Origin of the sequence: Streptomyces deccanensis (genome assembly GCF_022385335.1) — a bacterium.
GTDB classification, from domain to species: Bacteria; Actinomycetota; Actinomycetes; order Streptomycetales; family Streptomycetaceae; genus Streptomyces; species Streptomyces deccanensis.
Window position 1 is genome coordinate 882,631 of record NZ_CP092431.1, and the last position, 22,612, is coordinate 905,242.

Sequence of the window (22,612 nt, forward strand, 5' to 3'; positions counted from 1 at the left end):
GCCCCTTTCTCCGGGCCGCTCCCCCGTTCCTGCGGGCAATCTGGCTGTGCGCCACGACGGCCTCATCCGGCCGGGTGGACGCCTTGTCGGTCGACGGGGTCGGCACGCCGGCCCCGTCGTATGAGGTGGTTCAGTCCACGATCGGCAGCCGCAGGGCGGCCGGCGCCGTGGTGGGCACGGCGGGATGGGCCGGGGCCACGGGGGCGAGCCGACGGTAGGGCTGTGACTGGGCCGGGCGCGGATCGGGCTCGCCCTTGTTGGGCCAGAGGGCGAAAGCGCGCTCCGCCTGGGCGGTGATGGTCAGCGACGGGTTCACACCGAGGTTCGCCGTCAGCGCGGTGCCGTCCACGACGGACAGCCCCGCGTAGTTGAACACCCGGTGGTACGGGTCGATCACCCCGTCCTCCGGCGAGGTCCCGATCGGTGCACCGCCGAAGAAGTGCGCGGTCATCGGCCTGTTGAAGATCTCACCCCACGACCCGCCCGCGATGCCGCCGATGTGCTCGGCCGCGCGCAGGTTCGCCTCGTGTCCGGCGGGGATGAACGTCGGGTTCGGCGCGCCGTGCCCCTGTTTCGAGGTGAATCTGCGGCGCCCGAACAGCCCGCGCTTGGTGTACGTCGTGATCGAGTTGTCCAGACTCTGCATCACCAGCAGCAGCATCGACCGCTCACTCCACCGGTAGCCGTTGAACAGCAACGTCATCGACTTCAGCGGCTCCCGCACGACCGCGCGCACCATCTGCAGCCACCGTGGCATGGGGAGGGAGCCGTCGGTGGCGACGGTCTGCAGCAGGCTCATCGCGTTGCTTCCCCTGCCGTAGCGCACCGCCTGGATGTGCGTGTCGTCGTCCGGGTGGATCGAGGAGGTGACCGACACGCCGTGGGTGAAGTCGGACTCCGCGGTGACCGCGGAGCGGCTGACGGCCAGGATCGCCTCGGAGTTCGTGCGGGTCAGCTCCCCCAACCGCTGCGACAGCTCAGGCAGTACGCCGTCGTCCCGCATCCGGTGCAACAGGCGCTGCGTCCCCCAGGTGCCGGCGGCCAGGACCACCTGGCCAGCCGTCAGACTCCGCCGGAAGCGGCGTGCGCGCCTCCCGGTCCGGTGGACGTCCACCGAGAACGACCCGTCCGGCCGGGGCCGTACCGCGTCCACCATCGTCATCGGCAGGACCGTCGCTCCGGCGCGTTCCGCGATGTACAGGTAGTTCTTCACCAGGGTGTTCTTCGCGCCGACCCGGCACCCCGTCATGCAGGAGCCGCACTCGGTGCAGCCGGTCCGCCGGGGCCCGACACCGCCGAAGAACGGGTCGTCGGCAGTTGTGCCGGGCTCGCCGAAGTGCACCGCGACCGGGGCCGGTTGGTAGGAGTCGGCCACGCCCATGTCGGCCGCGACCTTGCGCATCACCTGGTCGCAGGCGGTAGTGGTCGGGTTGGTGACCACGCCCAGCATCCGGCCGGCCTGGTCGTAGTAGGGCGCCAGTTCCGACTCCCAGTCGGTGATGTGCGCCCACTGCCGATCCGTGTAGAACGGTCTGGGCGGCCGGTACAGCGCGTTGGCGTAGACGAGCGAACCGCCGCCCACGCCGGCGCCCGCGTTCACGATGACGTCCTTGAGTGGGTGGACGCGCTGGATACCGAAACAGCCGAGCGCGGGCGCCCACAGGTAGCGTCTGAGATCCCACGACGTCCTGGGGAACTCGTCGTCGGCGAACCGGCGGCCCGCCTCGATCACGGCGACCCGGTAGCCCTTCTCCGTGAGTCGTAGGGCGGCAACACTGCCACCGAAGCCCGACCCGACCACGATCACGTCATAGTCCGGTTCCGTGGCCGCGGAGGCTGTCATGAGTGCTGCCTCCGATCCCCGGTCCCCGTTCACCGCGTCAGCTCGGCGGGAACGACGAGACCGAGCACGGTGAACAGCCCGGCGAGTTTGCCGTCCAACTCCATGCCGACGTCGGCGATCTGCGGATCGTCGAAACTGGAGAAGCGGGTGCTGGGCTGATCGACGGAGAACCACAGCCGGTCGTCGTGGGTCTCGTAGATGGTCGTGCGCAGGGGCGCGTAGAGCATGACACCGGCGTTGTGGCGATACATGCGCTCGGCGATGGTGTGGTTGCCCATGAGGTAGACGGTGCAGCGCCGCGCGTGCCCGGCCAGCCGCATCATCAGGTCGGCCTCACCGCGCCAGTAGAGCAGGAAACCGTGCGGCGCCTGCTGGTCGGTGATCCGGCGGATCGTGGCCCAGTCGGTGCGGTCCGGGTCGAGGGCGCCGAAGTGTCCCGGGTCGAAGGAAGGGACCGCCTGCTCATAGCGCTGCCGGAACTCCTCGAACTGCCCATCGACCGCGATTTCGAGCCGACGCACCGCATGGGCGACAACGCGTGTCCCACCGGTCATTTCTCGTCTCCCCGCATGACGGATCCGGACGGCGACCATTCCGCAGTGTCGATCATCGAGTAGCCCTCGTCATGCTGGTCGAGTCGTTGCATCCGACGGCCCTCGAACCGTGCGAGGGTCTCGCTGTCCAGAGGTGGGACGAACGCGTTGTTCACCACCGTGTACTCGGCGGCCAGCCGACCGATCGGCGCGACAGCACCGGTGTCGATCCGCCCGTTGGGCAGATAGAGGTCATCGCGGATGTAGAACTGCGCGACCCGCCCCACCACGAGGTGGTTGAGCCCGTCCGGCGAGGGCACGATCATTTCCACCACGCACTCGAACGCGATCGGAGCGCCTTCGATACGGGGCGGCTTCACGACGGAACTGGGCACCTTCTTCAGCCCCACCATGTCGAACTCGTCCTCGTCGGGCTCGAATTCACGCGCGCTGAGATGCAGCGGAAGCGCCTGCGGCAGCGTGGCCAGGTGGGTCACGAACTCGCCGGTGTCGCGCATGTTCACGAAGCTGTCCTTGAGCGTGACACCGTCGGATCGGGGCTGGATCGACAACGAGACCATGGGGGGCTTGCGGCCGACCACCGTGAAGAACGAGATCGGCGCCAGGTTTCCGACCCCGTCGGCCGACAGCGTGCTGACCCATGCGATGGGCCGCGGAATGACGCTGCCGATCAGCAACTTGTACGATTCCGCAGCCGTGAGGTTCTCGGCGTCGATGTGCATTCAGTGATCCCTTCAGCGGCCGGGCCGGCTGAACAACGCCGGCTCCGTTGCCATGAGTGCGTAGATCGGGCAGTTCATGTTTCGGTTCGCGCGGCTTGTGGGCTTCGCCGCCGCCCCGCTGGGTCGAGAACAGCCTTCAGTGCTTACGAAGGAGAGACCGGCACGGAAGCCCGTCTCGGGAACGAGCGTGAAGTTGAGTGCCACACCCGCGTACGACCTCATTTCGGCCGGGCGAGCGGTATAGGTACGCGCTGTGCGTCAGCGCCCGGTCCGGCGGACGTGCCGGGAGCCCGCACGCTCTGTCTCCGCGTCGAACTGCCCCCAGGACCACCCGGAGCCGGCCCCGGAGGCCGCGGTCAGGCAGCCCCCTTCGCTTCGCCGCCCGTGCCCACCGAACGGCACGGGCGGGGACGAGCGGATGCAGTCGCCGTCCCGGCCCGCCGGTCTCGTGCGAACTCGGTCTCGGCCGGCGCCGGTGGACAAGGGGCGCAGTCCCTTGAGTGACTCCATCGTCATGGACGGGAACGCTAGCAGCGACTATAGGAAATGTATAGCATCAGGGAAGAGGGGTGCAGCGCACCAGAACACGGCTCACCCCCGCTCCACCTGGGGGCGGATCCCGTGCGACCGCCGGCTGCAGGAACGGCCGGGCCGTGCGGAGGGGCGGGGCGGCAGGCGCCGCTCAGGCAGGCCGCCCGGAAGTCCGGCCACTCGGGCACAGACTGGACACGCGCGGCCGGGCCGCCGGCCTGGAGCAGGTCGGGCCGATGGACCACCCTCAGCCCCAGGACCGCCCGGCCGGTGCAGCCCCGCCACCTCTTCCGATCCGGCGACTCGCCCTCTGGGCCAGCCGGTCAAGGCATGGCCGGGCCCGGCCATCGGCCGGGCGCATGCCACAGTCCCGGCATGCGTCCTCTCACAGACGTGCACCAGCGAAGACGATGAGTGGTGGAACATGCGGCGAGAGAGCGTGTTGACCTGGCGAGGGAATCCCAGGTGTCGTCGGCGAGGGTGATGCCCTCGCTGTGCAGGCGCTCCGCAGTGCGGACCTCCGGCTCGCCGGGGACGAAGATCTCGGCCGTGCCGGGGGCGGCGGAGGTGGACTTGGTCGACCCGGCGACCACACACTCGGTCAGTTGCTGCCCCGCAGTACGCGGGAGAGGCCCAGCGCCGCGGTGCGCACGGCTGGAGCCAATTGGGCAGGGCTGAAGCGTTCACGGGGCACGGCCACCGAGAGGGCGGCGACCGTGGCGCCTCCGGCGAAGACAGGCGCCGCGATGCAGCTGACGCCGAGCGCGGCCCCCTGCTCCTCGTAGGCGAGGCCGGAGACCCGGATCTTCTCCAGGGCCATGCGCAGCCGGGCCGGGTCCGTGACGGAATGGGGGGTGAGGCCGGGCAGCGGCCGGGACAGCACCTCCTCGGCCAGCTCGTCGCCGGAGAAGGCCAGCAGGGCCTTCCCGACGCCGGTGCAGGTCAGCGGCAGACTGCCGCCGATGCGGGAGGGCAGCTGCAGGGCCTCGTGGCCGTGGATGCGTTCGAGGTAGACCACCTCCATGCCCTCGCGGACGCCGAGGTGGACGGTCTCCCGGGTGGCCTCGAACAGGTCCTGCAGGAAAGGCAGGGCCGTCTCACGCAGACCGAGCCGGTGCGGGACGAGCGAGCCAAGCTCGAAGAGCTTCGCGCCGAGCCGGTACCGAGGGCCCGAGCGCTCCAGCCAGCCCAAACGCACCAGGTCCGCCGCCAGCCGGTGCACTGTCGGCTTCGGCAGGCCGGTACGGCCTGAAAGTTCCGACAGACGGTACGGACCACCGTCCGGACTGAAGCTCTCAAGGATGATCGCGGCTTTGTCCAGCATGCTGCCGTTCTCATTGTTCCGTTTCACGGAACAAAGTTTGTCCTCCGGGAAGGGCGGTGTCTATATCGAGGGCAACCCGCCGCTCCCACTTCCCCGGAGGTAATCCATGTCGACCGTGTTCGACGACGCCCGCCCGGACGCCGTCCCACCGGCCGTGGTCAAGGCCGCCGACCTGCTGGCGGAGGCCACCCGTACCCGAGCCACCTGCCCGCCGGTGCGGACGCTGTTCGACGACGGCGGCGACCTGGAGACCGCCTACGCCGTGCAGCAGCTGAACGTCCGGCGCGGCCTGGACGCCGGCCGCCGGATCGTCGGCCGCAAGATCGGCCTGACCTCCGTGGCCGTACAGCGCCAACTCGGCGTGGACCAGCCCGACTTCGGCGCGCTCTTCGCCGACATGGCCGTGCCGGACGGCGCCGAGGTGACCGCCGGGCAGCTGCTCCAGCCCAAGGTGGAGGCCGAGATCGCCTTCGTGCTGGGCAGGGATCTCCCCGACCGCGCGTCCACCGTCGTCGACCTGCTGCGTGCCGTCGACTTCGCGCTGCCCGCGCTGGAGATCGTCGACAGCCGCGTGCGGAACTGGGACATCTCCCTCGTCGACACCGTCGCCGACAACGCCTCCTGCGGCCTGTACGTCCTGGGGGGCACCCCCGTACCGCTCACCCGGGTCGATGTCCGAGCCGCGATGATGACCATGACCCGGAGCGGTGTCATCGCCTCCGAGGGCACTGGCGCCGACTGCCTCGGCAGCCCCCTGAACGCGGCGGTCTGGCTGGCCTCGGCGCTCGCCGAGCGCGGCGATCCGCTGAGGGCTGGCGACCTGGTGCTGACCGGGGCGCTGGGCCCGATGACCCCCGCCGCCCCCGGCGACGAGTTCGAGGCCCACATCTCGGAACTGGGCTCCGTGCGGGTCCGGTTCGCGCCGGAAGGAGCCCAGCGGTGAGTGAAAGGACGAAGGTCGCGATCATCGGTTCCGGCAACATCGGCACCGACCTGATGATCAAGATCCTTAGGCTCTCGGAGAGCCTGGAGATCGCCGCGATGGTCGGCATCGACCCGGACTCCGACGGCCTGACGCGCGCCCGCCGACTGAAGGTCGCCACCACGCACGAAGGCATCGAGGGGCTGGTGAAGCTGGACGAGTTCACCGACGTCGAGATCGTATTCGACGCCACCTCGGCCGGTGCCCACCGCCACCACGACGAGGTGCTGCGCCGGCTCGGCCGTACCCTCGTCGACCTCACCCCGGCCGCCCTCGGCCCGTACGTCGTCCCGCCGGTCAACGGGGACGCCCATCTCGATGCCCCGAACGTCAACATGGTCACCTGCGGCGGCCAGGCGACCATCCCGATCGTCGCCGCGGTGGGCGCTGTCACGCCGGTCCACTACGGCGAGATCGTCGCCTCCATCGCCTCCCGCTCCGCCGGACCGGGCACCCGCGCCAACATCGACGAGTTCACCGAGACCACCTCCTGCGCCATCGAGCAGGTGGGCAGCGCCACGCGGGGCAAGGCCATCATCGTCCTCAACCCGGCCGAACCCCCGCTGATCATGCGGGACACCGTGCACTGTCTGGTCTCCGACTGTGCGACCGAGGCCGTCACGGCGTCCGTCGAGGGGATGGTCGCGCGCGTGCAGGCGTACGTACCCGGCTACCGGCTCAAGCAGACGGTGCAGTTCGAGAAGGTCGCGAACGACGATCCCCTGCGCACCCTCGCCCCCGGCGTGGACGAGGCCCTGAAAGTCTCCGTCTTCCTCGAAGTGGAGGGCGCCGCCCACTACCTCCCGGCCTACGCCGGAAACCTCGACATCATGACCTCGGCCGCGCTGCGCACCGCGGAACGCATGGCCGTCCGCCGTTCGCCGGAGGTGACCGCGCGATGACCCGTCTCTACGTCCAGGACGTCACCCTGCGAGACGGCATGCACGCCGTCCGGCACCGCTACACCGTCGACCAGGCCCGCGCCATCGCCGCCGCCCTTGACTCCGCCGGAGTCTCCGCCATCGAGATCGCCCACGGCGACGGCCTCGCCGGCTCCAGCATCAACTACGGCGTCGGCGCCCACACCGACTGGGAGTGGATCGAGGCGGTCACCGATGTGGCCGTCCGCGCCGTACCCACCACGCTCCTTCTCCCCGGCATCGGCACCCTGCACGACCTGCGGCAGGCCCACCGCCTGGGCATTCGCTCGGTCCGCGTCGCCACTCACTGCACCGAGGCCGACATCTCCGCCCAGCACATCGCCGCCGCCCGCGAGCTGGGCATGGACGTGGCCGGGTTCCTGATGATGTCCCACATGGCCGAACCCGCTGAACTGGCCCGCCAGGCCGCGCTGATGGAGTCCTACGGCGCCCACTGCGTCTACGTCACCGACTCCGGCGGCCGCCTGACGATGGACGGTGTCCGCGACCGCTTCCGCGCCTACCGCGACGTCCTCGACCCGGCCACCGAGCTCGGCATCCACGCCCACCACAACCTCGCCCTGGGAGTGGCCAACACCGTCGTCGCCGTCGAGAGCGGTGCCGTACGTGTCGACGCCTCCCTGGCCGGGCAGGGCGCGGGCGCCGGCAACTGCCCTCTGGAGGCGTTCATCGCGGTAGCCGACCTGACCGGCTGGGAGCACGGCTGCGATCTCTTCCCCCTCATGGACGCCGCCGACGACCTCGTACGACCACTCCAGGACCGCGAGGTACGAGTGGACCGCGAGACCCTCAGCCTCGGCTACGCCGGCGTGTACTCCAGCTTCCTGCGTCACGCCGAGACCGCCGCCGCCCGCTACGGCTTGGACACTCGCAGCGTCCTCGTCGAGGTCGGGCAACGCCGGATGGTGGGCGGGCAGGAGGACATGATCACCGACATCGCGCTGGACCTGGTCGCGCGTGCGGAGAGCGCGGTCTGACCGGGGGCATGGTGGTGAGCCCGGCGGCGTCGGCTGGGACTCACCGCTCTTTCGGGCGGCCACCTCTCCTCAGCCAGGAAGGAGACCACCAGGTCGTTGACGAGCTCCGCCTGCTCCCGCTGCGGCAGTGCCGCACATTCTCGACGAGTGGGAAACGCCCGCCCGGGGTCTTCTCAGCCATTTCCCTTCCCACGCCGCGCCCGAGGCGTCGCTGGAACTCTGCACGACCAGGGGCGGGTGACCTCACGGCGGGCAGTTCTCCGGCGGTGATGAGACCGCGGGCTGCGGATCGGGATCTCTCGCCTTGCCCGTTCATGACGCCATCTTTTGTACGCGCAGACCCGGTTGTTCGTCGACGACCGCCCTCACGCCCCCTATCCCATTGGAGAGCCCTCAATGACCGGCCCTCAGCTCGATGTACCCATCGGTGTGCGACGTCGCGGAGTCCTCAAGGCCGCAGTGCCCTTGGGTGTCGCCGCGACGGCCCTCACCACCTCCCCCACACTCGCCGACAGCCAGTCGGCCACCGAGAACATCCCGCTTCCTCGCAGCAGGTACCGGATTGACGTGCACTGTCACATCGTCCCGGACTTCTACCGACTGTCACTGACAGCGAACGGCGTCGCTGAGAGCGGCGGCGTGCCGTTCCCGGCGTGGAGCCCCGCGCTCGCCGTCGACTTCATGAACCGCTACGGCATCCAGACACAAGTCGTCTCCGTCTCCGAACCCGGCGTGACCTATCTGTCCTCCGCCGGTGACCGCGTCGCCATGGCGCGGCGCCTGAACGACTACATGAGCAAGGACCTGGTGCACACCGACGCGGCGCGGCTCGCCGGACGCTTCGGCGCGTTCGCCATTCTGCCGATCGGCGCCCCCGCCTCCGAGCAGGACATCGCCGCCGCCGTGGTGGAGGTCACGCGAGCGGTGCGGGAGTTGAAGCTGGACGGCGTTGGAATCTTCAGCAGCTACGCGGACGTGTACCTCGGCGACCCCGTCTTCGAACCGCTGATGAGGGCACTCGACGACCTCGGGGTCATGGTGTTCATCCACCCGACGACCCCGCAGAACTACCCCCACCTGAAGCTGCCGCCTTTCCTGTACGAGTTCACCTTCGACACCACGCGCGCGCTGATCAACATGCTCTACAAGGGCGTCTACCGGCGCTACCCGAACATCCGCTGGCTGGGCGCTCACGCCGGCGGCACTCTGCCGTACATCTCCTTCCGTGCCAGCCTGCTCACCGTCACCCCCGCCGTCGCCCAGACGCTGGGCATCACCGGCACGGACGACAGCAGCCCGGCCTTCCGTAAGCTCTTCTACGACACGGCGCTCTCCCCTGCCCCGCAGGCCATGAAGTCGGTGCGCGAGCTGGCCGGCACAGAGCACATTCTGTTCGCCACCGACTGGCCCTTCAGTAGCGGCCTTTTCCCGGCGTTCGGGGATCCCGCGCCCCAACTGGACGAGACGTTCACCTCGGGTGACCGAGTGAAGGTGGAACGGTCCAACGCCCTGGCCCAGTTCCCCGGACTCGCCAAGAGGCTCGGGCCCTGACGACGAAGTACCTCTATCCGGGCGGCCGCCTGAGCAGAGGGACGTCACTCCGCCCCGGCTCCCGCGATGACCTGCTCCTTCCAGCCTGCCGTGTCGGTCTCCTCCGCGGCCGCCTCCCTGTGTCGCCCGCGGCTGGTGCCCGCCCAGCCCAGGAGAAAGCCCGCCAGCATGGCGATCAGTCCCATGGGCTGGAGGGCGATCCAGGGGACGTCGAGAGCGGGCAGGAACGAAGCGGGAGGGCCGGAGAAGGCCGCGGAGGAAACATAGAGGGCGAAGGGGCAGGCCAGACCACGTGCACCGTCCGCAGCAGGCCGGTGCGGTTGTACCGGCTCCAGAACAGGGGGTAGAGACAGGTGGGCACGACCGCGCAGCCGACCACGACGAGTGACGGGTGGATTAGCGGCTGCAGGTTGTGGGCTTGGACCGCCACGGCAATGCCGACCGCACGCTGCCGCCCAGTCCGGTCGTGCGGCCCTCCAATGCGCCGACCAACAGCATCAGCGCCGTCTGTCCGCTGCTGCCGAGGGACTGATGACAAACCCTCATGATCTAGGCATGACAGAAACGGCCAGGACGTGGCCGCGGTCTCCCCGGGCCCGGCCGGGGCCGAGCCCAAGGAGACCGATCCCGCCGGGGCCAACGGGCGCCAGGGCGGTCAGTCGTCGGGGATACCGACGCCGCTGAGGGCGGGGACGGTCTTCTCCGGGCGGACGAGTGAACGCGTGCCGAGCCGGAACTGGTCGAGCTTGTCGACGATCGTCTGGCCGACGGGCTTGTGGCCCCAGATGCTGATGCCCTGGTGTGTGGAGGGATCCCAGGTGTTTTCGTCGATGACGATGGGGTTCCAGCCGACTTCCCACTCGAAGCCCGAAGGGGTGCGGGCGTAATAGGAGAGTTCCTTGTCATTGGTGTGCTGACCCACCGACAACGCCATGTCGAAGCCGAGTTCGCACACCCGCTCGTAGCTCTGCGCGAGGTCGTCGAGGCTTTCGGCCTGGATGTTGAGGTGCTGGACGCGGGTGCGGATGGGGTCGATGGGCAGGCCTCGGACGGCGGCGATGGCGATGGAGTGGTGACGTTCGTTGACCCGCAGGAAGCGAATCTTCAGCTTGATGCCGCTGATGGTCTCGTCGATGTAGTCGGTCAGGCGAGCGTCGAAAACCGTGCTGAAGTAACCGCGCATCAGAGTGGGTTTGGCCGAGGTGATCGCGACATGGCCCATGCCCGCATCGCCGGTCACCCAGCCGGAGGCGAGCATCAGAAGAGGCTCGGACGACATGAACGGGGTCGTGTAGATCTCCTGGGTGATCCCCTTGGGGCCAGGGAAGCGCAGCAGCCGCTCCACACCGCGCAGGGCTGCCTCCTCGGCACTGCCCTCGACACAGGGCACGCCGTGGGCCAGTATGCGGGCCTCGACCTGCTCGAACGAGACGTGGTCGTTCACGTGCCAGCCGATGGCCACGACGTCTTCGGCGGGACCGCGCCGCAGCAGGAAGCGGCACTCGTGGTCGTCGATGCGGAAGCGCATCAGGTCGTGGGAGAGGTCGTCGTGGTGCATGCCGATGGCCTCGGTGCCGAACCGGCGCCAGTCGGCGAAGCGGTTGGTCTCGATGACGATGTAGCCCAGGTGGACGGCGCCGAAGACGGACGGTGCGGTGCGGGTGCTCATCGACGGCCTGCCAGGAAATCGGCGCAGAGCCGGTTGAAGAGGCCGGCGCGCTCCCACTGCACCCAGTGGCCGGTGTTGGCGACCTCGTACAGGTCGCAGTTGGGCATGCGCTCAGCCAGCATCCGGCCGCCGGACGGCCGGTTGACCTTGTCCGCCGCTCCCCACAGCACCAGCGTCGGCACGGGCAGACGGTTCAGACGCTTGTCGCGGGTGAAGTCCATCCTCCACACGGTGCGCAGGTCCTTGGGGCGCTGCAGCGGCGGGCTGGCGATCACCTCCGGGTCGATGCTCGCCTCGTAGCGGGCGTCGATGACCGAGTCGGGCACCTGGGCGGCGTTGAAGACCAGGTAGTCGCGGACGAACTTCTCCAGCTTCAGCCGCGAGGGCCCGTCCCCGGTGTAGTAGTTGAGCAGGCTGTTCAGGCCCGGCGTGGGGAGGGCGCGGGTGGTGCCGATGCCGCCGGGGCCCATGAGGACCATGCGGTCGACCCGGTCGGGGGTGTCCAGGGCCAGGCGGAGGGCGCAGGCACCGCCGTAGGAGTTGCCGACCAGGTGGGCCTTGTCCAGGCCGAGTCGGTCGAGGACGCCGCGGATGCCGTGGGCGAGGGAACCGAACGGGTCGGTGAGGTCGATGCCCTTGCTGCTGCGGCCGTAGCCGGGCAGGTCGGGCACGAGGACCCGGTATTCCTTGGCCAACTCGGCGATGTTGCGGCTGTAGTTGGAGACGCCCGAGGCGCCCGGGCCGCCGCCGTGGAGCAGCAGCGCGGGCGGGCCGTCACCCGTCTCCGCGACGAAGATCTTCTTGCTGCCGATGTCGAGGGTGTACTCCTGCATCTCCGGCAGGTCGGTCTGCGTGGTCATGGTGATCCTCACGGTGCGGTCGTGGCGCTGGCCTGCGGGGCGGGAGTGAATCCCGCCGGGGGCGACGGGAGTTGGGCGCCGGTGGGCGCGGCCGCGTAGACGTAGGCGTCGGGGCGCAGGGCCAGGGTGGCCACGCGGTGCTCGGTCATCCAGGGCAGTAGGACGCCGTCGCTGTCGACGACCGCGCCCTCGGCCGGGCGGGAGCCCACCGGCAGGACGGCCAGCGACGGAACGCCCAGGCGCCCCCACGCAGGCTGCGCGGTGGGCGGCCCGAGGTGCAGGAGCAGCCAGCGGCCGGCCAACGCGTCGTCCAGGCGGACGCGTTCGCCGTCGGGGCCGGTCACCCAGGGCTGGGGTATCTGGTGTCCGGACGCCTTGGTGCGGGGGCGGGCCTGGAAGCCGTCGCCGTAGTGGGCGACGGGGATCCAGTTGGAGTCCTGGAGCCAGGCGCTGACACCCCCCACGCGGTTCAGCACCGGCAGCACGGCATCGCGGATCCGGGTGACCGCACGGCGGCGCTCGGTGATGATCCGCCCGACGAACACCGCCCGCCTGGTGACCTCCTTGACGTGCGGTTTGCGCTCGGCCTCGTAGGAGTCGAGCACCGGCTCAGGCAGCTCGCCCCGCAGCACCGCGTCCAGCTTCCAGCACAGGTTGGCCACGTCGCGCACGCCGGCCGCCATACCCTGCCCGATCCACGGCGGCATGGCGTGGGCGGCGTCGCCTGCGAGGAAGACCCGGCCCACCCGGAAGCATGCGGCGAAGCGGACATGGTGGCTGTAGACGGTGGCGCGCAGGATCTTGATCTGGTCCCGGACGATCCCGTACCGGGCCACCATCGAGTAGATCGCCTCGTCTGTCGTCAGGTACTTCTCGTCGTCGCCCGGCAAGATCGGGAACTCCCAGCGGTGGTGCCCGAGCGGGGTCGGGCAGTCCACGGCCGGCCGGGCCGGGTCGCAGCGGAAGCGCAGCCGGTCGTGATCCGGCCACGGCTTGAGCATCGCTGTGTCGATGACCACCCAGCGGTCCTCGTACGTCCGCCCTTCGTAGCCCACGTTGAGCTGGGCGCGGGTGAGGCTGGAGCCACCGTCGGCCGCGATCACGTATTTCGCGCGCAGGCGTCGTACGGAGTCGTCGGTGGTGGACAGCGTGGTCAGTTCCACGCCGTCGGCGTCCTGCCGCAGGCGCAGGCACTCGTGCCGCAGCAACACCTCGACGTTCGGGTAGCGGTCGACGCCGTCGCGCAGGACCTGCTCCAGCGCCGGCTGGTAGATGAACATCTGCGGCGGATGGCCGTGCCCGCGCGGCGTCGGGTGCGCGCTGAGGAAGGCGCGGCCGCGCGCGTCCACGAAGTCAAGCGGCCGCTCGGCCAGCATGTCCTGCTTGAGCTGCTCGGCCAGTCCGATGCGCTGCCAGATCCGGACGACCTCCTCGTCCGTGGAGATCGCCCGCGCGCGGGAGAAGATCTCGGCATCGCGTTCGAGCACCACCACCCGGAGACCCATTCCGCCCAGCAGGTTCGCCGCGGTTACGCCTGTCGGTCCGTAGCCGATCACCGCTACGTCATACACATCGTCGTCGGCTCTGCCCTCGGCCCTGACTTCACTCACCAGGCCACCTCACTGTCGTCCCTGTCGCACGGCTCTTGCTGTAGCGGTCACTCCAATTGGAATGGTCGCTACGCTAAGCTTCGTGTCGGGTACGGTCAAGAGCCCGGGACTGGGAGGGACAGAGCTGATGCCGAGTGCACAGACAGCGCGAAAGAAGCGCGCGAACGGGGTCGAGTCGCGGCAGCGCATCCTGGACGCCACGGTCGACATCGCCGGGGAACGCGGATACGAGGGCACGTCCATCGCGGCCGTGAGCACCAAGTGCGGGCTCCCCGCCAGCTCGATCTACTGGCACTTCAAGGACAAGGACGACCTGATCGCCGCGGTCATCGAACGCAGCTTCGAGACCTGGCTGGCTGCCGTCGAGCTGCCGGACGAAGAGACCGGCACGCCCTTGGAGCGGGTCACAACCATGGCGGCGAATGTCGCGAAGTCCCTGGTCGACGAGCCGGACTTTCTGCGCCTCGGCCTCATGCTCGCTCTTGAACGGCGGCCGGCGGAGCCCCGCGGCCGGGCGGTGTTCCTTCAGGTCCGCGGCACCGCGAGCCAGCGGATCGCCGACGTGATCGGGAGCCTGTTCCCGGCCCTGGACGACGATGCCGTACGCAAGCTCAGCGTCTACGCCGTCGCGGGCGCCGACGGCCTGTTCGTTCAGCGGGAGATCGCCGGCGACAGTATCGACCTGGTCGCGATGTTCGAAATGCACGCGCGGCTCGTCTATGACGCGGCGGTCCGCATGGCCGCGGAAGCCGACGCATGACTCTGAACACCGAGCAACGCGCGATGGCCGCACGACTACTGCGCGACGCGGAGCATCACATCGCCCCGATCGAGCCGCTCTCGTCCCTGCTGCCCGGGCTGGACCTGAGCGACGCCTACGCGATCCAGCGGGACAACATCGCCCGTCGCCTGGCCGACGGCGCGTCCGTGGTCGGCCACAAAATCGGGCTGACCTCGGCCGCCATGCAACAGCTCCTCGGCGTTGGCGAGCCCGACTTCGGTCACCTTTTGAACGACATGGTGCACCGCGACGGTGCGCCGGTCTTCGCCGGCCAGTACTGCCGGCCGCGCATCGAACCGGAGATCTGTTTCCGCCTCGCCCGGCCCTTGCTCGGCCCGGCCATCACCGTCCAGGACGTTCTCGACGCCACCGACGCGGTCGCGCCCGCCCTGGAGATCGCCGACAGCCGGATCCAGGACTGGAAGATCACGCTGGTCGACACGGTTGCTGACAACGCCAGCTCCGCGGGTCTGATCTGCGGCCCATGGATGGCCCTGGCCGACTCGCCCGACCTCGCCTCCGTCACTGTCGACCTGCTCGTCGACGGTGCATGCGTCGCCTCGGGCCGCGGGCGCGAGGTACTGGGCCATCCGGCGGCCGCGGTGGCCTGGCTCGCCAACACCCTCGCCGCGTTCAGCACCAGCCTGGCCCCCGGAGAGATCGTGCTGCCCGGTGCCATGACCGAAGCCCCCTTCGTCACTGCCGGGCAGGGGGTCGAGGCCCGCTTCAGCGGCCTCCGCCCGGTGTCGGCGTCCTTCGTCTGAGGCCGGTCGCTGCCGCCGTCGGCACCAGCCAGGGAAGGCGGCCGACCGTGATCACGCCCCCGCGAGCCGCGGGAACAGAACTTCCGCGCTGCCACGGTTGATCGCGTCGAGCTGGCCGGGCTCGAAGCCCTCGTAACCGTCGAGCAGGGAGTCGAGGAGGCCGCCGGCCTCCTCCGGGGCGAACGGGAAGTCGCTGCCGTAGAGGATGTGCCCGGGTGCCGCGAAGGCCAGCAGGGAGGGCAGGGCGGCGGGCGTGCTGGACAGCGCGGTGTCGAAGTAGAAGCGCTGAAGGTCCGTCAGAATGCCCATCGGCGTCGTCCCGGGGTTGAACTGGGCGCCGCCGGCGAACCGCCAGGCGGCGTAGGGCAGGAAACCCCCCGCATGGGAGAGGATCACCTTCATGCGGGTATGACGGCTCATCACCCCGTTGAGCGTCATGTGCACCGCGGTGCGCGTGGTGTCGAAGGGGAAGTCGAGCAGAGGGCCGGGCATGCCGTCCAGCATCGGAAGGGGCGGTGCGTCGGGGTGGATGAACACCACCGCGCCGCGGGCGTCGAGTTCGGCCCACAGCGGCTCGTACGCCTTGTCCCCGAGGTAGCGGCCCCGGACGTTGGACATCAGCACCACTCCGTCGGCACGCAGCTCGTCCAGTGCGTAGGCGGCCTCGGCGAGCGCGCCGTCGACGTCCGGCAGCGGGAGAGCGGCGAAGAAGCCGAACCGGTCGGGCCGGTCCTTGGCCAGCTCCGCGGCGTACTCGTTGGCGGCGCGGGCGACCTTGCGGGCTTCGGCGTCGTCGCCGAAGTGGGTGCCGGGCGAGCTGATCGAGAGGATGCCGGTGGCGATCGACCGGCGGTCCATCATTGCGATGGCGCTTTCCGCGTCCCACGCGGGAGTGGGCCAGCCTGCGGCTGTCGCGCCGTGGCTGTCCATCACGTCCCGGTAGGCCGACGGGATGAGGTGCTGATGGACATCGATGCGGTACGGAGAGGACATTACTTCTCTCGCCTCCTAATATTTAGGTGGCTAATTATTGTGCTGGTAAGTTACCCCTTCATGGGCAGCGAACACAACACCGAGCACGTCATGACCGATCGCGACGTCAGCGGAGAGGAGATCGCGCGGGCCGCCGACGCGTTGTTCGCCGCGATGCGACGGGCCCGTTCGGCAGGCGCCGAGCGGATTGGCGGGCTCTCCCTGGCCCAGGTCGCACTGCTTGAACCACTGGCTACGGAGACGGACATCCCGGTGGGCCACCTGGCGAGCAGCGCGGACGTCAGCGTCCCCACCGCCACCCGCATGCTGCAGCAGCTGGAGAGGAAGGGCATCGTCGTGCGCCGCCGGTCCCCCGAGGACGAGCGACGGGTCCTGGTCGGACTCACACCCGAGGGAGCCGAGGTGCTGGCCACGCTCCGCTCCCGGCTGCGGGAGCGCCAGCTCCGCGCCTATGAGGCGTTCACGCCGGCCGAGCGCACTCAGCTCGTCAGCCTCCTGCGCCGCCTGACCGGACTCGTCTCCGACACTGACTCGGACTGATGGCGCCGCAAGCGACAGTGGCGTACTCAACGTTGCGACAGCTTCGGACGCCCGCGCCGAAGTTCACTGCGCTTCTCCCCAAGAGCCCGAACACAAAAGACTCACTCGGCGCCGCACGCTGACCTCTTCGGAGTCATGAAGACAGCCATTTGGCGGCTCAGTCGACAACGGCCTCCGCGGTGACCGTGGCCGCGACGTCCTCTACCACGACCCGCGCCTGCTTCTTGGATACACCCGGCCGCTTCCGGCCTCGCCATCGCCGTCGGCCCCGTCGTCGCCGACTGGACCAGCGATTCTTGGTGCTCGACGGTCGGCAGGAAGCACGGCTTAAACAGCGAGGGACCGGGGGCCGCCGCACCCGCTCTGCCGGACGGCAGCCTCGTGCTGGCCGCCCAACAACAGCACCCCCCTTGCCGACAGAGACTGACCGCGACCGGCCGCGCCGAGGCGCGAGGCGTGGGTTCCGCAGCGCGGAGTCCGCCCTCGGCGCCTGCACAACCAGGCGTACGCTGGTACGAGGCGGGGGCGCCGGGCGCGTGCCTCCACTGGCGAACACGGAGGTGGGTCGTGGCCCAGGCCAATGGACAGATCGGGGTGGTCCTCGTACACGGGCTCCTCTCCTCGCCTGACGTGTGGGCCCCCTTCCAGAAGTTGCTCGACACGGACCGTGAGTTGTCCTTCGTCACCCCACTCCCCTTCGAGTACTCGACCCCGTACTTCCGCTTCAACCCGCTGCGCCGCATCCCCTCCTTCGACGACATCGCCGACAGCCTGCAGATGTTCCTGCGGGTGGAGGCGGGGGCCTTCGACGACATCGTCCTCGTCTCGCACAGCCAAGGCGGTCTGATCGTCCAGCGCCACCTCCACCGCATGCTGAGCGCGGGCCGCGGCGCCGAACTCACCCGGATTCGGTTGGTCTGTACGTTCGCCTGCCCCAACTCCGGTGCGGAGCTGCTGCATACGTTCCGCCGCCGTTTCGTGCGCAAGCACCCGCAGGAGCGCGAGCTGCGCCCGCTCAACGCTCTCGTCGCTGAGGCCCACAGCACCGTCATCAACCGCGTCGTCCATGCGGAACGGGCCACCGCGAGCACCTGCCCCATCCCCTTCCGTGTCTACGCCGGTGAGTCCGACAACATCGTCACGCCGACCTCCGCGCGCGGTGCCTTCCCCGGCGCGGGCGTCCTGCCCGGAGACCATTCGACCCTCGTGCGTCCCGACTCGGTCACCCACCGCTCCTACACCACCTTGCGAGGGGACCTGCTGTTCGCCCGCGACCGGGCCCGCGAGGCAGTACGGTCCTCGGCCCCAGCACCGTCGTCGCCTGCCCCGGAACCGGTACGGGACGAGCGTCGAGCGGAGCGGAATCAGCCGAGCATCCGCATCCAGGAGAACAACGCGTCGGACAACAGCCAGGTGTTCGCGGTCCAGGACGGCAGGATCGACGTCCACCAGGGCCCCCAGCCTCCCTCCCCGGGACCGTCAGGCGGAGCGGAGGAGCCCGCCTAGTTCGCGCTCGTGCGCCGCACGGTTCGCGCTCGTGCGCTTCACGCCGGCTCTTCGCCGACGGCGGTCTGCTCCAGGCGGTGCGCCGAGGCGCTCGCCTGATGGTTCGCCAGCACCCCGCGGATCTCCAACCAGGGGTCGAGCCGTTCTGCCGTCAGCAGCACCCGGGCCGGGACCCCGGCCCGGTGCAGCAGGGCATTGCTGAACAGCCAGATCAGATGGCTGGACGGCCAGCGGTCGGCGCGCTCCACGATCATCAGGAGCCCCGCGCCTCCACGCCCGGCGGCGTGCTCCATGAACCGTGCGCTCGCTTCGGCGGTCGCCGATCCGTGCACGGCCGCGGCCACGCTCCACCCGGCGGCAACCGAACCGGTGGCGAACCGGGCGGTCAACCGTCTCTTGTCCTCGGCGTGCGAACCGTGCAGCCACAGCATCGCCAGCCGGGACGACGTGTCGCGCCATTCTTCGAGCCGGGCCACATCCCGTACGCGGTCGCCGTATTCGGCTTCCTCGGGCCGCTCCGCAGACGGGGACGGGGACGGGGGCGGCCAGGCTCGCAACCGGTAGACCGGCTTCCCGTCGCCGAACACATGCACGTCGGCTTCCAGAGCCCCGTACGCGAACCCTCCTGCCGCTGCGATGTACTGTTCCGCGCGCCCCGGATCCACCTCGCTCCCCACGTCACGGCGTTCCTTCACTCCTGAGGTCCGGTGTCGGTCCGGGCCCGGCGCCGACCGGGTTCGTCCTGGTGCACGATGACATTCCCTCTCATGGCCTGGAACAGCTGCGCGTTGTCTTTCGCGATGCCGTTCTGCACCCACGTCTGCTGGGCTTGCGGCAGCGCCGACTCCAACCGGGCGATCAGCACCCTCAGTTCGTCCACCAAACCGGGGTGATCCGTCAGTAGCGACTCCAATTCCAGCTGCCACACCGGGGCGAGGACGGCACGCACACGCTCGGCGTCGGCCGACCGGGCGACCAGCGCGGCGTTGCTGTCCAGTTGAGCCTCCACGATGGCCGACTGCTCCTCGCTCCGGCGGGCGAAGAGCCGCACCGTGCCCTCGCGCGCGATCGGCCACGCTTCGGTTGCCATGGCCGCCACAACCGTTGAGCCGCCGGTCAGGGCCAGAAGTTCCATCGATTTCGCCATAGCGTTGCGCTCCTTGAGCCAGCTGTTCGTCCAGTCCGTGCGACGGCACGGAGGTGACGTACGGGAAAGGACGCGGAAAGCGCGGCATCGGGTTCCCCTCGCGGCGACTGGTAGATTCGCCCACCACGCCGGAACGAAGCACCCGGGGGGCCACGCATGCCGGTACGCCCAGGCGGCCCGCAGGCGACCGCCGCCCACCAGTCCGTGCGGGCCGAGAGCGGCTTCGCCTACGGGCTGATCGGAGCCGACCTCCACGTCCACGGCGACGGTATGCCGGTCTATCTCCTCGCCAACTGGGCACCTCCGGCACCGACTTCCGACGCGTGGCTTCGTGAACTCCCCAGCCGCCTGCTCAACGCTCGGCACGCGGTCGTGGACTTCACGGGCCGACAGGACGAACGCGCCTCTCTCCACCACTGGTTACGGGAGAGCGATCGGCTGTCGATGCGGTGGTTGCACGGCGTCGGCGGTCAGGGGAAGACGCGGCTCGCCGACCAACTGGCCAAGGAGGCGATCGAGCGGGGGTGGAAGGCCGTCGTCGCCACCCATGCCCCAGGCTCGGTGGTGGGGTCGGCATCACACGATCTTCGACCTGCCGGCCACACCGGTCTGCTCCTGATCGTCGACTACGCGGACCGCTGGCCGCTCAACCATCTGACCCTGCTGCTCGGGAACTCCCTGCTGCACCAGCACGACACCGTCCCCACCCGCGTGCTGCTGCTCGCCCGTACGGACGAGGCCTGGCCCACCGTACGCGCCGCGACGGCGGAACTCGGCGGCTCGGCCTCCGACCAACGCCTGGGAGTCCTGCCGGAAGCCGCCGCACGTGCGGAGATGTTCGCCGCCGCCCGCACGGCATTCACACGTCACTACGGCTGCGGCGACCTCGGGTACATCCTGCCCGCTGTCCCCCTGGACTCCGCCGCCATGGGCCTCACCTTGTCCGTGCATATGGCGGCGCTGGTCGCGGTGGACGCCCGCGTCAACGGCCGACCCACTCCCGCGGACGCGGCGGGGTTGACCGTGTACCTGCTGGATCGCGAGCACCTGCACTGGGCCCTCATGGCCGGAGACGGCACACACCGGCTCGGGGCCACCGCGGGCAAGGTCAGGACATCGCCGGAGGTGATGCACCGCGCCGTCTTCGCCGCAGCCCTCGCCGGCCCGCAGAGCCGGCGAACAGGCCTCGCACTGCTGCGCGCGGCGGGCGTCCGCGCCTCCCCGCACCACGTCCTGGAGGATCACGCCCGGTACTACCCGGCCCCGGATCCGGAGAGCGGTACCGTCCTGGAGCCGCCCTACCCCGATCGCCTCGCCGAAGACTTCCTGGCGCTCACCGTGCCCGGTCATAGGGCGGACTACCCCGACCAGCCATGGGCCGTGGAGGCGGCCGGCGGCGTCGTCGCGTTGCGGGGTGCGGACGGCACCCGCCGCGAGCGAGTGGCGCGGTCCGTCACCTTCCTCGCGGCGGCCACCGAACGGTGGCCGCATGTGGGGCACAAGCTGCTGTTCCCGCTCCTGCGCACGTCCCCGGAACTGGCTCTGGAGGCCGGCAGCGCCGCGTTGACGGCGCTCGCCGCCGGTGCGGAGCCAGCTCTGCTCGAGCAGATCGAGAAGCTCTTCCCCCAGTGGAGCGACAGCGACCTCGACACCGGCATCGCCTCGATCGTGGAGCGGCTGTCGCAGGACCGGCTGCTGAACACGGACGACCCGCTGGTTCACGCCACGGTGCTCCAGCGGTTGGCGAACGTACTGGAGCATGCGGGCAGATACGAGCGCGCACTGGAGCATGCCGAGGAGGCCGTCCACCTGTGGCGCCGGCTGGCTGCCCGCGATCCGCAGCACGCCCGCGCACACGCCATCGCGTTGGACACCCTCAGCTCACTGCTGTCCACCCTCGGCCACACGGAGGACGCACTGGCCAGGGCCCAGGAGTCGATCGAGGTCCGGCAGGCGCGAACCGGCGCCGACCGCAAGGATCACACGTCCGGGCTCGCGGTCGCCGCGTCCAACATCAGCCTGCGGAAGCGGAGGCTGGGTCGGCGCAGAGAAGCCCTGGAGGACGGCCTGGCGGCGCTGACGCGCCAGCGCCGCCTCGCCGACATCGACCCGGACACCCACGAACCGGGCTTGGCTGTCGTGCTGAGCAACGTAGGGGGCCTGCATGCCGAGATCGGTGAGTACGCCGAGGGACTGGCACTGACCTGGGAGGCAGTCGTGATCAATCGCCGACTGGCGGAACAGGATCCGGGCCGTCATCTCCCCCGTCTCGCCACGGCCCTCAACAATCTCGGTGCCCGGCTCGGCGAGAACGGCCGAAATCAAGAGGCTCTGAGGGTCACTGAGGAGTCCGTGGCGCACCACCGTCGGCTGGTGAAGCTCAACCAGGACGCCCACGAGGACGGTCTGGCCCGGGCACTGGACAACCTCGGCGTCCGGCTGAGCGAGGCCGACCGCTGGGGCGAGGCGCTGAACCCGGCGTTGGAGGCCGTCGAGATCCGTCGGCGGCAGGTCGCGCGACGGCCGAGAGCGCACGAGCCGGAGCTGGCGCAGGCGCTGGACAACATCGGCCGTGTGTTCACCTGGCACGATCGCGTCGACGAGGCGCTGGCCTGCTCCCACGAGGCAGTCGCGCTCTACCGCCGGCTGGCCGACGTACACCCCGACGCCCACGGGCTGCGCCTCGCGGACTCGTTGTACAACCTGGCGTGGCGGCAGATGTGCGCTTGGCAGCGCCACGATCCTCTGCCCTCCGCGGACCAGGCAGCGGCAGAGGCCCTCGCTCTCTGGGAACCCCTGGCCGCAGACCTGCCCGCCGACCGCCGGGAAGCGATGGACCGGTGTCGCGAACTGCGGGACCGGATCCGGGCCGCAGCCGAAGCGAAGGCGACGGGCGCCCGGCTGCGTCGCGAACTGGGGCTGCCCGCCCTGCTGCGGCGGCACTACGTGGAACTCCTCACCTCCGTGGGGTTGGAGCCCACCGCGGCGAACATGCGTGGCGCTGTCGAGCGCGTCGGATTCATGTTCTTCGTCGAGGCCTTCGTACGGGTGGAGCGCGACGGAAGCCCCGAGCAGTACCGAACGGTCGTCGAGGAACTCAAGGAGCCCTTTGCCGATCCGGCTCGCTGGCCGCAGCAGATCCTCGACCGGCTCGCGCTGTGGTGGCCCCACGAGGCGGCCGGACTGCGCGGTCTGCCCACCCGCACGATCGAGACACTGACCGCGGACCCGGAGCGGTATTTCCGGACCGACTCCTCCGGGCGTCTGCTGTCGCTGGCGGAGTTCGCCGAATCGCTCACTACGCGCCCCTGACTCGG

Annotated in this window: 20 protein-coding genes; 9 read left to right on the forward strand and 11 right to left on the reverse strand. The window is 69.8% G+C overall.

All coding sequences use genetic code 11. From position 1 onward, the window contains the following. Positions 1-130: 130 nt before the first annotated feature. From L3078_RS04160 to L3078_RS04175, 4 genes are all read right to left on the reverse strand, one after another. Complete coding sequence (locus L3078_RS04160) at positions 131-1,843, reverse strand: GMC family oxidoreductase N-terminal domain-containing protein (protein WP_239750795.1); 1,713 nt, start codon at positions 1,841-1,843, stop codon at positions 131-133. Between the two features lie 29 nt (positions 1,844-1,872). Next, entirely contained in the window at positions 1,873-2,397 is a 525-nt protein-coding gene (locus tag L3078_RS04165; protein WP_239750796.1) for a DUF302 domain-containing protein, read from the reverse strand. Then, complete coding sequence (locus tag L3078_RS04170; RefSeq protein WP_239750798.1) at positions 2,394-3,119, reverse strand: flavin reductase family protein; 726 nt, start codon at positions 3,117-3,119, stop codon at positions 2,394-2,396. The genes L3078_RS04165 and L3078_RS04170 overlap by 4 nt, the downstream gene beginning before the upstream one ends. A gap of 1,132 nt (positions 3,120-4,251) precedes the next feature. Then, positions 4,252-4,974 carry an IclR family transcriptional regulator gene (locus tag L3078_RS04175; RefSeq protein WP_239760200.1) on the reverse strand — a complete coding sequence of 241 codons (723 nt, stop codon included), beginning with the start codon at positions 4,972-4,974 and terminating at the stop codon, positions 4,252-4,254. A gap of 106 nt (positions 4,975-5,080) precedes the next feature. Between L3078_RS04175 and L3078_RS04180 the strand changes: the two genes are divergently transcribed. The 4 genes from L3078_RS04180 (at position 5,081) to L3078_RS04195 (ending at position 9,425) form a co-directional block, all read left to right on the forward strand. After that, on the forward strand, positions 5,081-5,917 hold the full coding sequence (locus tag L3078_RS04180) for a 2-keto-4-pentenoate hydratase (protein ID WP_239750800.1): 837 nt from the start codon (positions 5,081-5,083) through the stop codon (positions 5,915-5,917). Continuing rightward, positions 5,914-6,858: an acetaldehyde dehydrogenase (acetylating) gene (locus tag L3078_RS04185; protein ID WP_275593121.1), complete on the forward strand. Its 945-nt coding sequence runs from the start codon at positions 5,914-5,916 to the stop codon at positions 6,856-6,858. Before L3078_RS04180 ends, L3078_RS04185 begins: the two co-directional genes overlap by 4 nt. Further along, positions 6,855-7,874, forward strand: coding sequence for a 4-hydroxy-2-oxovalerate aldolase (dmpG, locus tag L3078_RS04190; RefSeq protein ID WP_239750801.1), 1,020 nt, complete (start codon positions 6,855-6,857; stop codon positions 7,872-7,874). The genes L3078_RS04185 and dmpG overlap by 4 nt, the downstream gene beginning before the upstream one ends. Positions 7,875-8,270: 396 nt before the next feature. Further along, positions 8,271-9,425, forward strand: a complete 1,155-nt coding sequence (locus L3078_RS04195) for an amidohydrolase family protein (RefSeq protein WP_239750802.1) — start codon at positions 8,271-8,273, stop codon at positions 9,423-9,425. A 44-nt stretch (positions 9,426-9,469) separates the two neighbouring features. On the opposite strand, the gene L3078_RS04200 is transcribed toward L3078_RS04195, so the two are convergent. The 4 genes from L3078_RS04200 to L3078_RS04215 form a co-directional block, all read right to left on the reverse strand. Next, positions 9,470-9,610 (reverse strand): hypothetical protein, encoded by a 141-nt coding sequence (locus tag L3078_RS04200; RefSeq protein ID WP_239750803.1) that lies wholly within the window; start codon positions 9,608-9,610, stop codon positions 9,470-9,472. A 470-nt stretch (positions 9,611-10,080) separates the two neighbouring features. Continuing rightward, a complete protein-coding gene (locus L3078_RS04205) occupies positions 10,081-11,094 on the reverse strand; it encodes a VOC family protein (RefSeq protein ID WP_239750806.1) in 1,014 nt (337 codons plus the stop codon). Continuing rightward, complete coding sequence (locus L3078_RS04210; RefSeq protein ID WP_239750808.1) at positions 11,091-11,954, reverse strand: alpha/beta fold hydrolase; 864 nt, start codon at positions 11,952-11,954, stop codon at positions 11,091-11,093. The genes L3078_RS04205 and L3078_RS04210 overlap by 4 nt, the downstream gene beginning before the upstream one ends. Before the next feature lie 8 nt (positions 11,955-11,962). Beyond that, positions 11,963-13,564, reverse strand: coding sequence for a bifunctional 3-(3-hydroxy-phenyl)propionate/3-hydroxycinnamic acid hydroxylase (locus tag L3078_RS04215; protein WP_239750810.1), 1,602 nt, complete (start codon positions 13,562-13,564; stop codon positions 11,963-11,965). Positions 13,565-13,691: 127 nt separating this feature from the next. Here L3078_RS04215 and L3078_RS04220 point away from each other — a divergent pair, with 127 nt between their 5' ends. Beyond that, the gene (locus L3078_RS04220; protein ID WP_239760202.1) at positions 13,692-14,324 is read left to right on the forward strand and encodes a TetR/AcrR family transcriptional regulator; all 633 of its coding nucleotides are present in this window, start codon (positions 13,692-13,694) and stop codon (positions 14,322-14,324) included. Beyond that, on the forward strand, positions 14,321-15,109 hold the full coding sequence (locus L3078_RS04225) for a 2-keto-4-pentenoate hydratase (protein WP_239750812.1): 789 nt from the start codon (positions 14,321-14,323) through the stop codon (positions 15,107-15,109). The genes L3078_RS04220 and L3078_RS04225 overlap by 4 nt, the downstream gene beginning before the upstream one ends. 51 nt (positions 15,110-15,160) lie before the next feature. Here the strand turns inward: L3078_RS04225 and L3078_RS04230 are convergent, their stop codons facing one another. Beyond that, positions 15,161-16,102 carry an amidohydrolase family protein gene (locus L3078_RS04230; protein WP_239750815.1) on the reverse strand — a complete coding sequence of 314 codons (942 nt, stop codon included), beginning with the start codon at positions 16,100-16,102 and terminating at the stop codon, positions 15,161-15,163. Between the two features lie 60 nt (positions 16,103-16,162). Between L3078_RS04230 and L3078_RS04235 the strand changes: the two genes are divergently transcribed. Together L3078_RS04235 and L3078_RS04240 are read left to right on the forward strand one after the other, a co-directional pair. Then, on the forward strand, positions 16,163-16,642 hold the full coding sequence (locus tag L3078_RS04235) for a MarR family winged helix-turn-helix transcriptional regulator (protein ID WP_239750817.1): 480 nt from the start codon (positions 16,163-16,165) through the stop codon (positions 16,640-16,642). 567 nt (positions 16,643-17,209) lie between these two features. After that, positions 17,210-18,148 carry an esterase/lipase family protein gene (locus L3078_RS04240; protein WP_239750819.1) on the forward strand — a complete coding sequence of 313 codons (939 nt, stop codon included), beginning with the start codon at positions 17,210-17,212 and terminating at the stop codon, positions 18,146-18,148. A 38-nt stretch (positions 18,149-18,186) separates the two neighbouring features. Here L3078_RS04240 and L3078_RS04245 read toward each other — a convergent pair whose 3' ends face one another. Both L3078_RS04245 and L3078_RS04250 read right to left on the reverse strand, forming a co-directional pair. Further along, entirely contained in the window at positions 18,187-18,825 is a 639-nt protein-coding gene (locus L3078_RS04245) for a hypothetical protein (protein ID WP_239750821.1), read from the reverse strand. Positions 18,826-18,839: 14 nt separating this feature from the next. Then, positions 18,840-19,295: a hypothetical protein gene (locus L3078_RS04250; protein WP_239750822.1), complete on the reverse strand. Its 456-nt coding sequence runs from the start codon at positions 19,293-19,295 to the stop codon at positions 18,840-18,842. 156 nt (positions 19,296-19,451) lie between these two features. Here L3078_RS04250 and L3078_RS04255 point away from each other — a divergent pair, with 156 nt between their 5' ends. Beyond that, complete coding sequence (locus L3078_RS04255) at positions 19,452-22,607, forward strand: tetratricopeptide repeat protein (RefSeq protein WP_239750825.1); 3,156 nt, start codon at positions 19,452-19,454, stop codon at positions 22,605-22,607. Positions 22,608-22,612 lie beyond the last annotated feature (5 nt).

What these genes read in the sequence shown, in the direction of transcription:
- L3078_RS04255 (WP_239750825.1), top strand. Translation starts at nt 19,452, where the DNA reads ATGCCGGTACGCCCAGGCGGCCCGCAGGCGACCGCCGCCCACCAGTCC.
- L3078_RS04200 (WP_239750803.1), bottom strand. Translation starts at nt 9,610, where the DNA reads ATGGGACTGATCGCCATGCTGGCGGGCTTTCTCCTGGGCTGGGCGGGC.
- L3078_RS04180 (WP_239750800.1), top strand. Translation starts at nt 5,081, where the DNA reads ATGTCGACCGTGTTCGACGACGCCCGCCCGGACGCCGTCCCACCGGCC.
- L3078_RS04235 (WP_239750817.1), top strand. Translation starts at nt 16,163, where the DNA reads ATGGGCAGCGAACACAACACCGAGCACGTCATGACCGATCGCGACGTC.
- L3078_RS04250 (WP_239750822.1), bottom strand. Translation starts at nt 19,295, where the DNA reads ATGGCGAAATCGATGGAACTTCTGGCCCTGACCGGCGGCTCAACGGTT.
- L3078_RS04230 (WP_239750815.1), bottom strand. Translation starts at nt 16,102, where the DNA reads ATGTCCTCTCCGTACCGCATCGATGTCCATCAGCACCTCATCCCGTCG.
- L3078_RS04195 (WP_239750802.1), top strand. Translation starts at nt 8,271, where the DNA reads ATGACCGGCCCTCAGCTCGATGTACCCATCGGTGTGCGACGTCGCGGA.
- L3078_RS04225 (WP_239750812.1), top strand. Translation starts at nt 14,321, where the DNA reads ATGACTCTGAACACCGAGCAACGCGCGATGGCCGCACGACTACTGCGC.
- L3078_RS04220 (WP_239760202.1), top strand. Translation starts at nt 13,692, where the DNA reads ATGCCGAGTGCACAGACAGCGCGAAAGAAGCGCGCGAACGGGGTCGAG.
- L3078_RS04205 (WP_239750806.1), bottom strand. Translation starts at nt 11,094, where the DNA reads ATGAGCACCCGCACCGCACCGTCCGTCTTCGGCGCCGTCCACCTGGGC.
- L3078_RS04160 (WP_239750795.1), bottom strand. Translation starts at nt 1,843, where the DNA reads ATGACAGCCTCCGCGGCCACGGAACCGGACTATGACGTGATCGTGGTC.
- L3078_RS04165 (WP_239750796.1), bottom strand. Translation starts at nt 2,397, where the DNA reads ATGACCGGTGGGACACGCGTTGTCGCCCATGCGGTGCGTCGGCTCGAA.
- L3078_RS04175 (WP_239760200.1), bottom strand. Translation starts at nt 4,974, where the DNA reads ATGCTGGACAAAGCCGCGATCATCCTTGAGAGCTTCAGTCCGGACGGT.
- dmpG (WP_239750801.1), top strand. Translation starts at nt 6,855, where the DNA reads ATGACCCGTCTCTACGTCCAGGACGTCACCCTGCGAGACGGCATGCAC.
- L3078_RS04210 (WP_239750808.1), bottom strand. Translation starts at nt 11,954, where the DNA reads ATGACCACGCAGACCGACCTGCCGGAGATGCAGGAGTACACCCTCGAC.
- L3078_RS04170 (WP_239750798.1), bottom strand. Translation starts at nt 3,119, where the DNA reads ATGCACATCGACGCCGAGAACCTCACGGCTGCGGAATCGTACAAGTTG.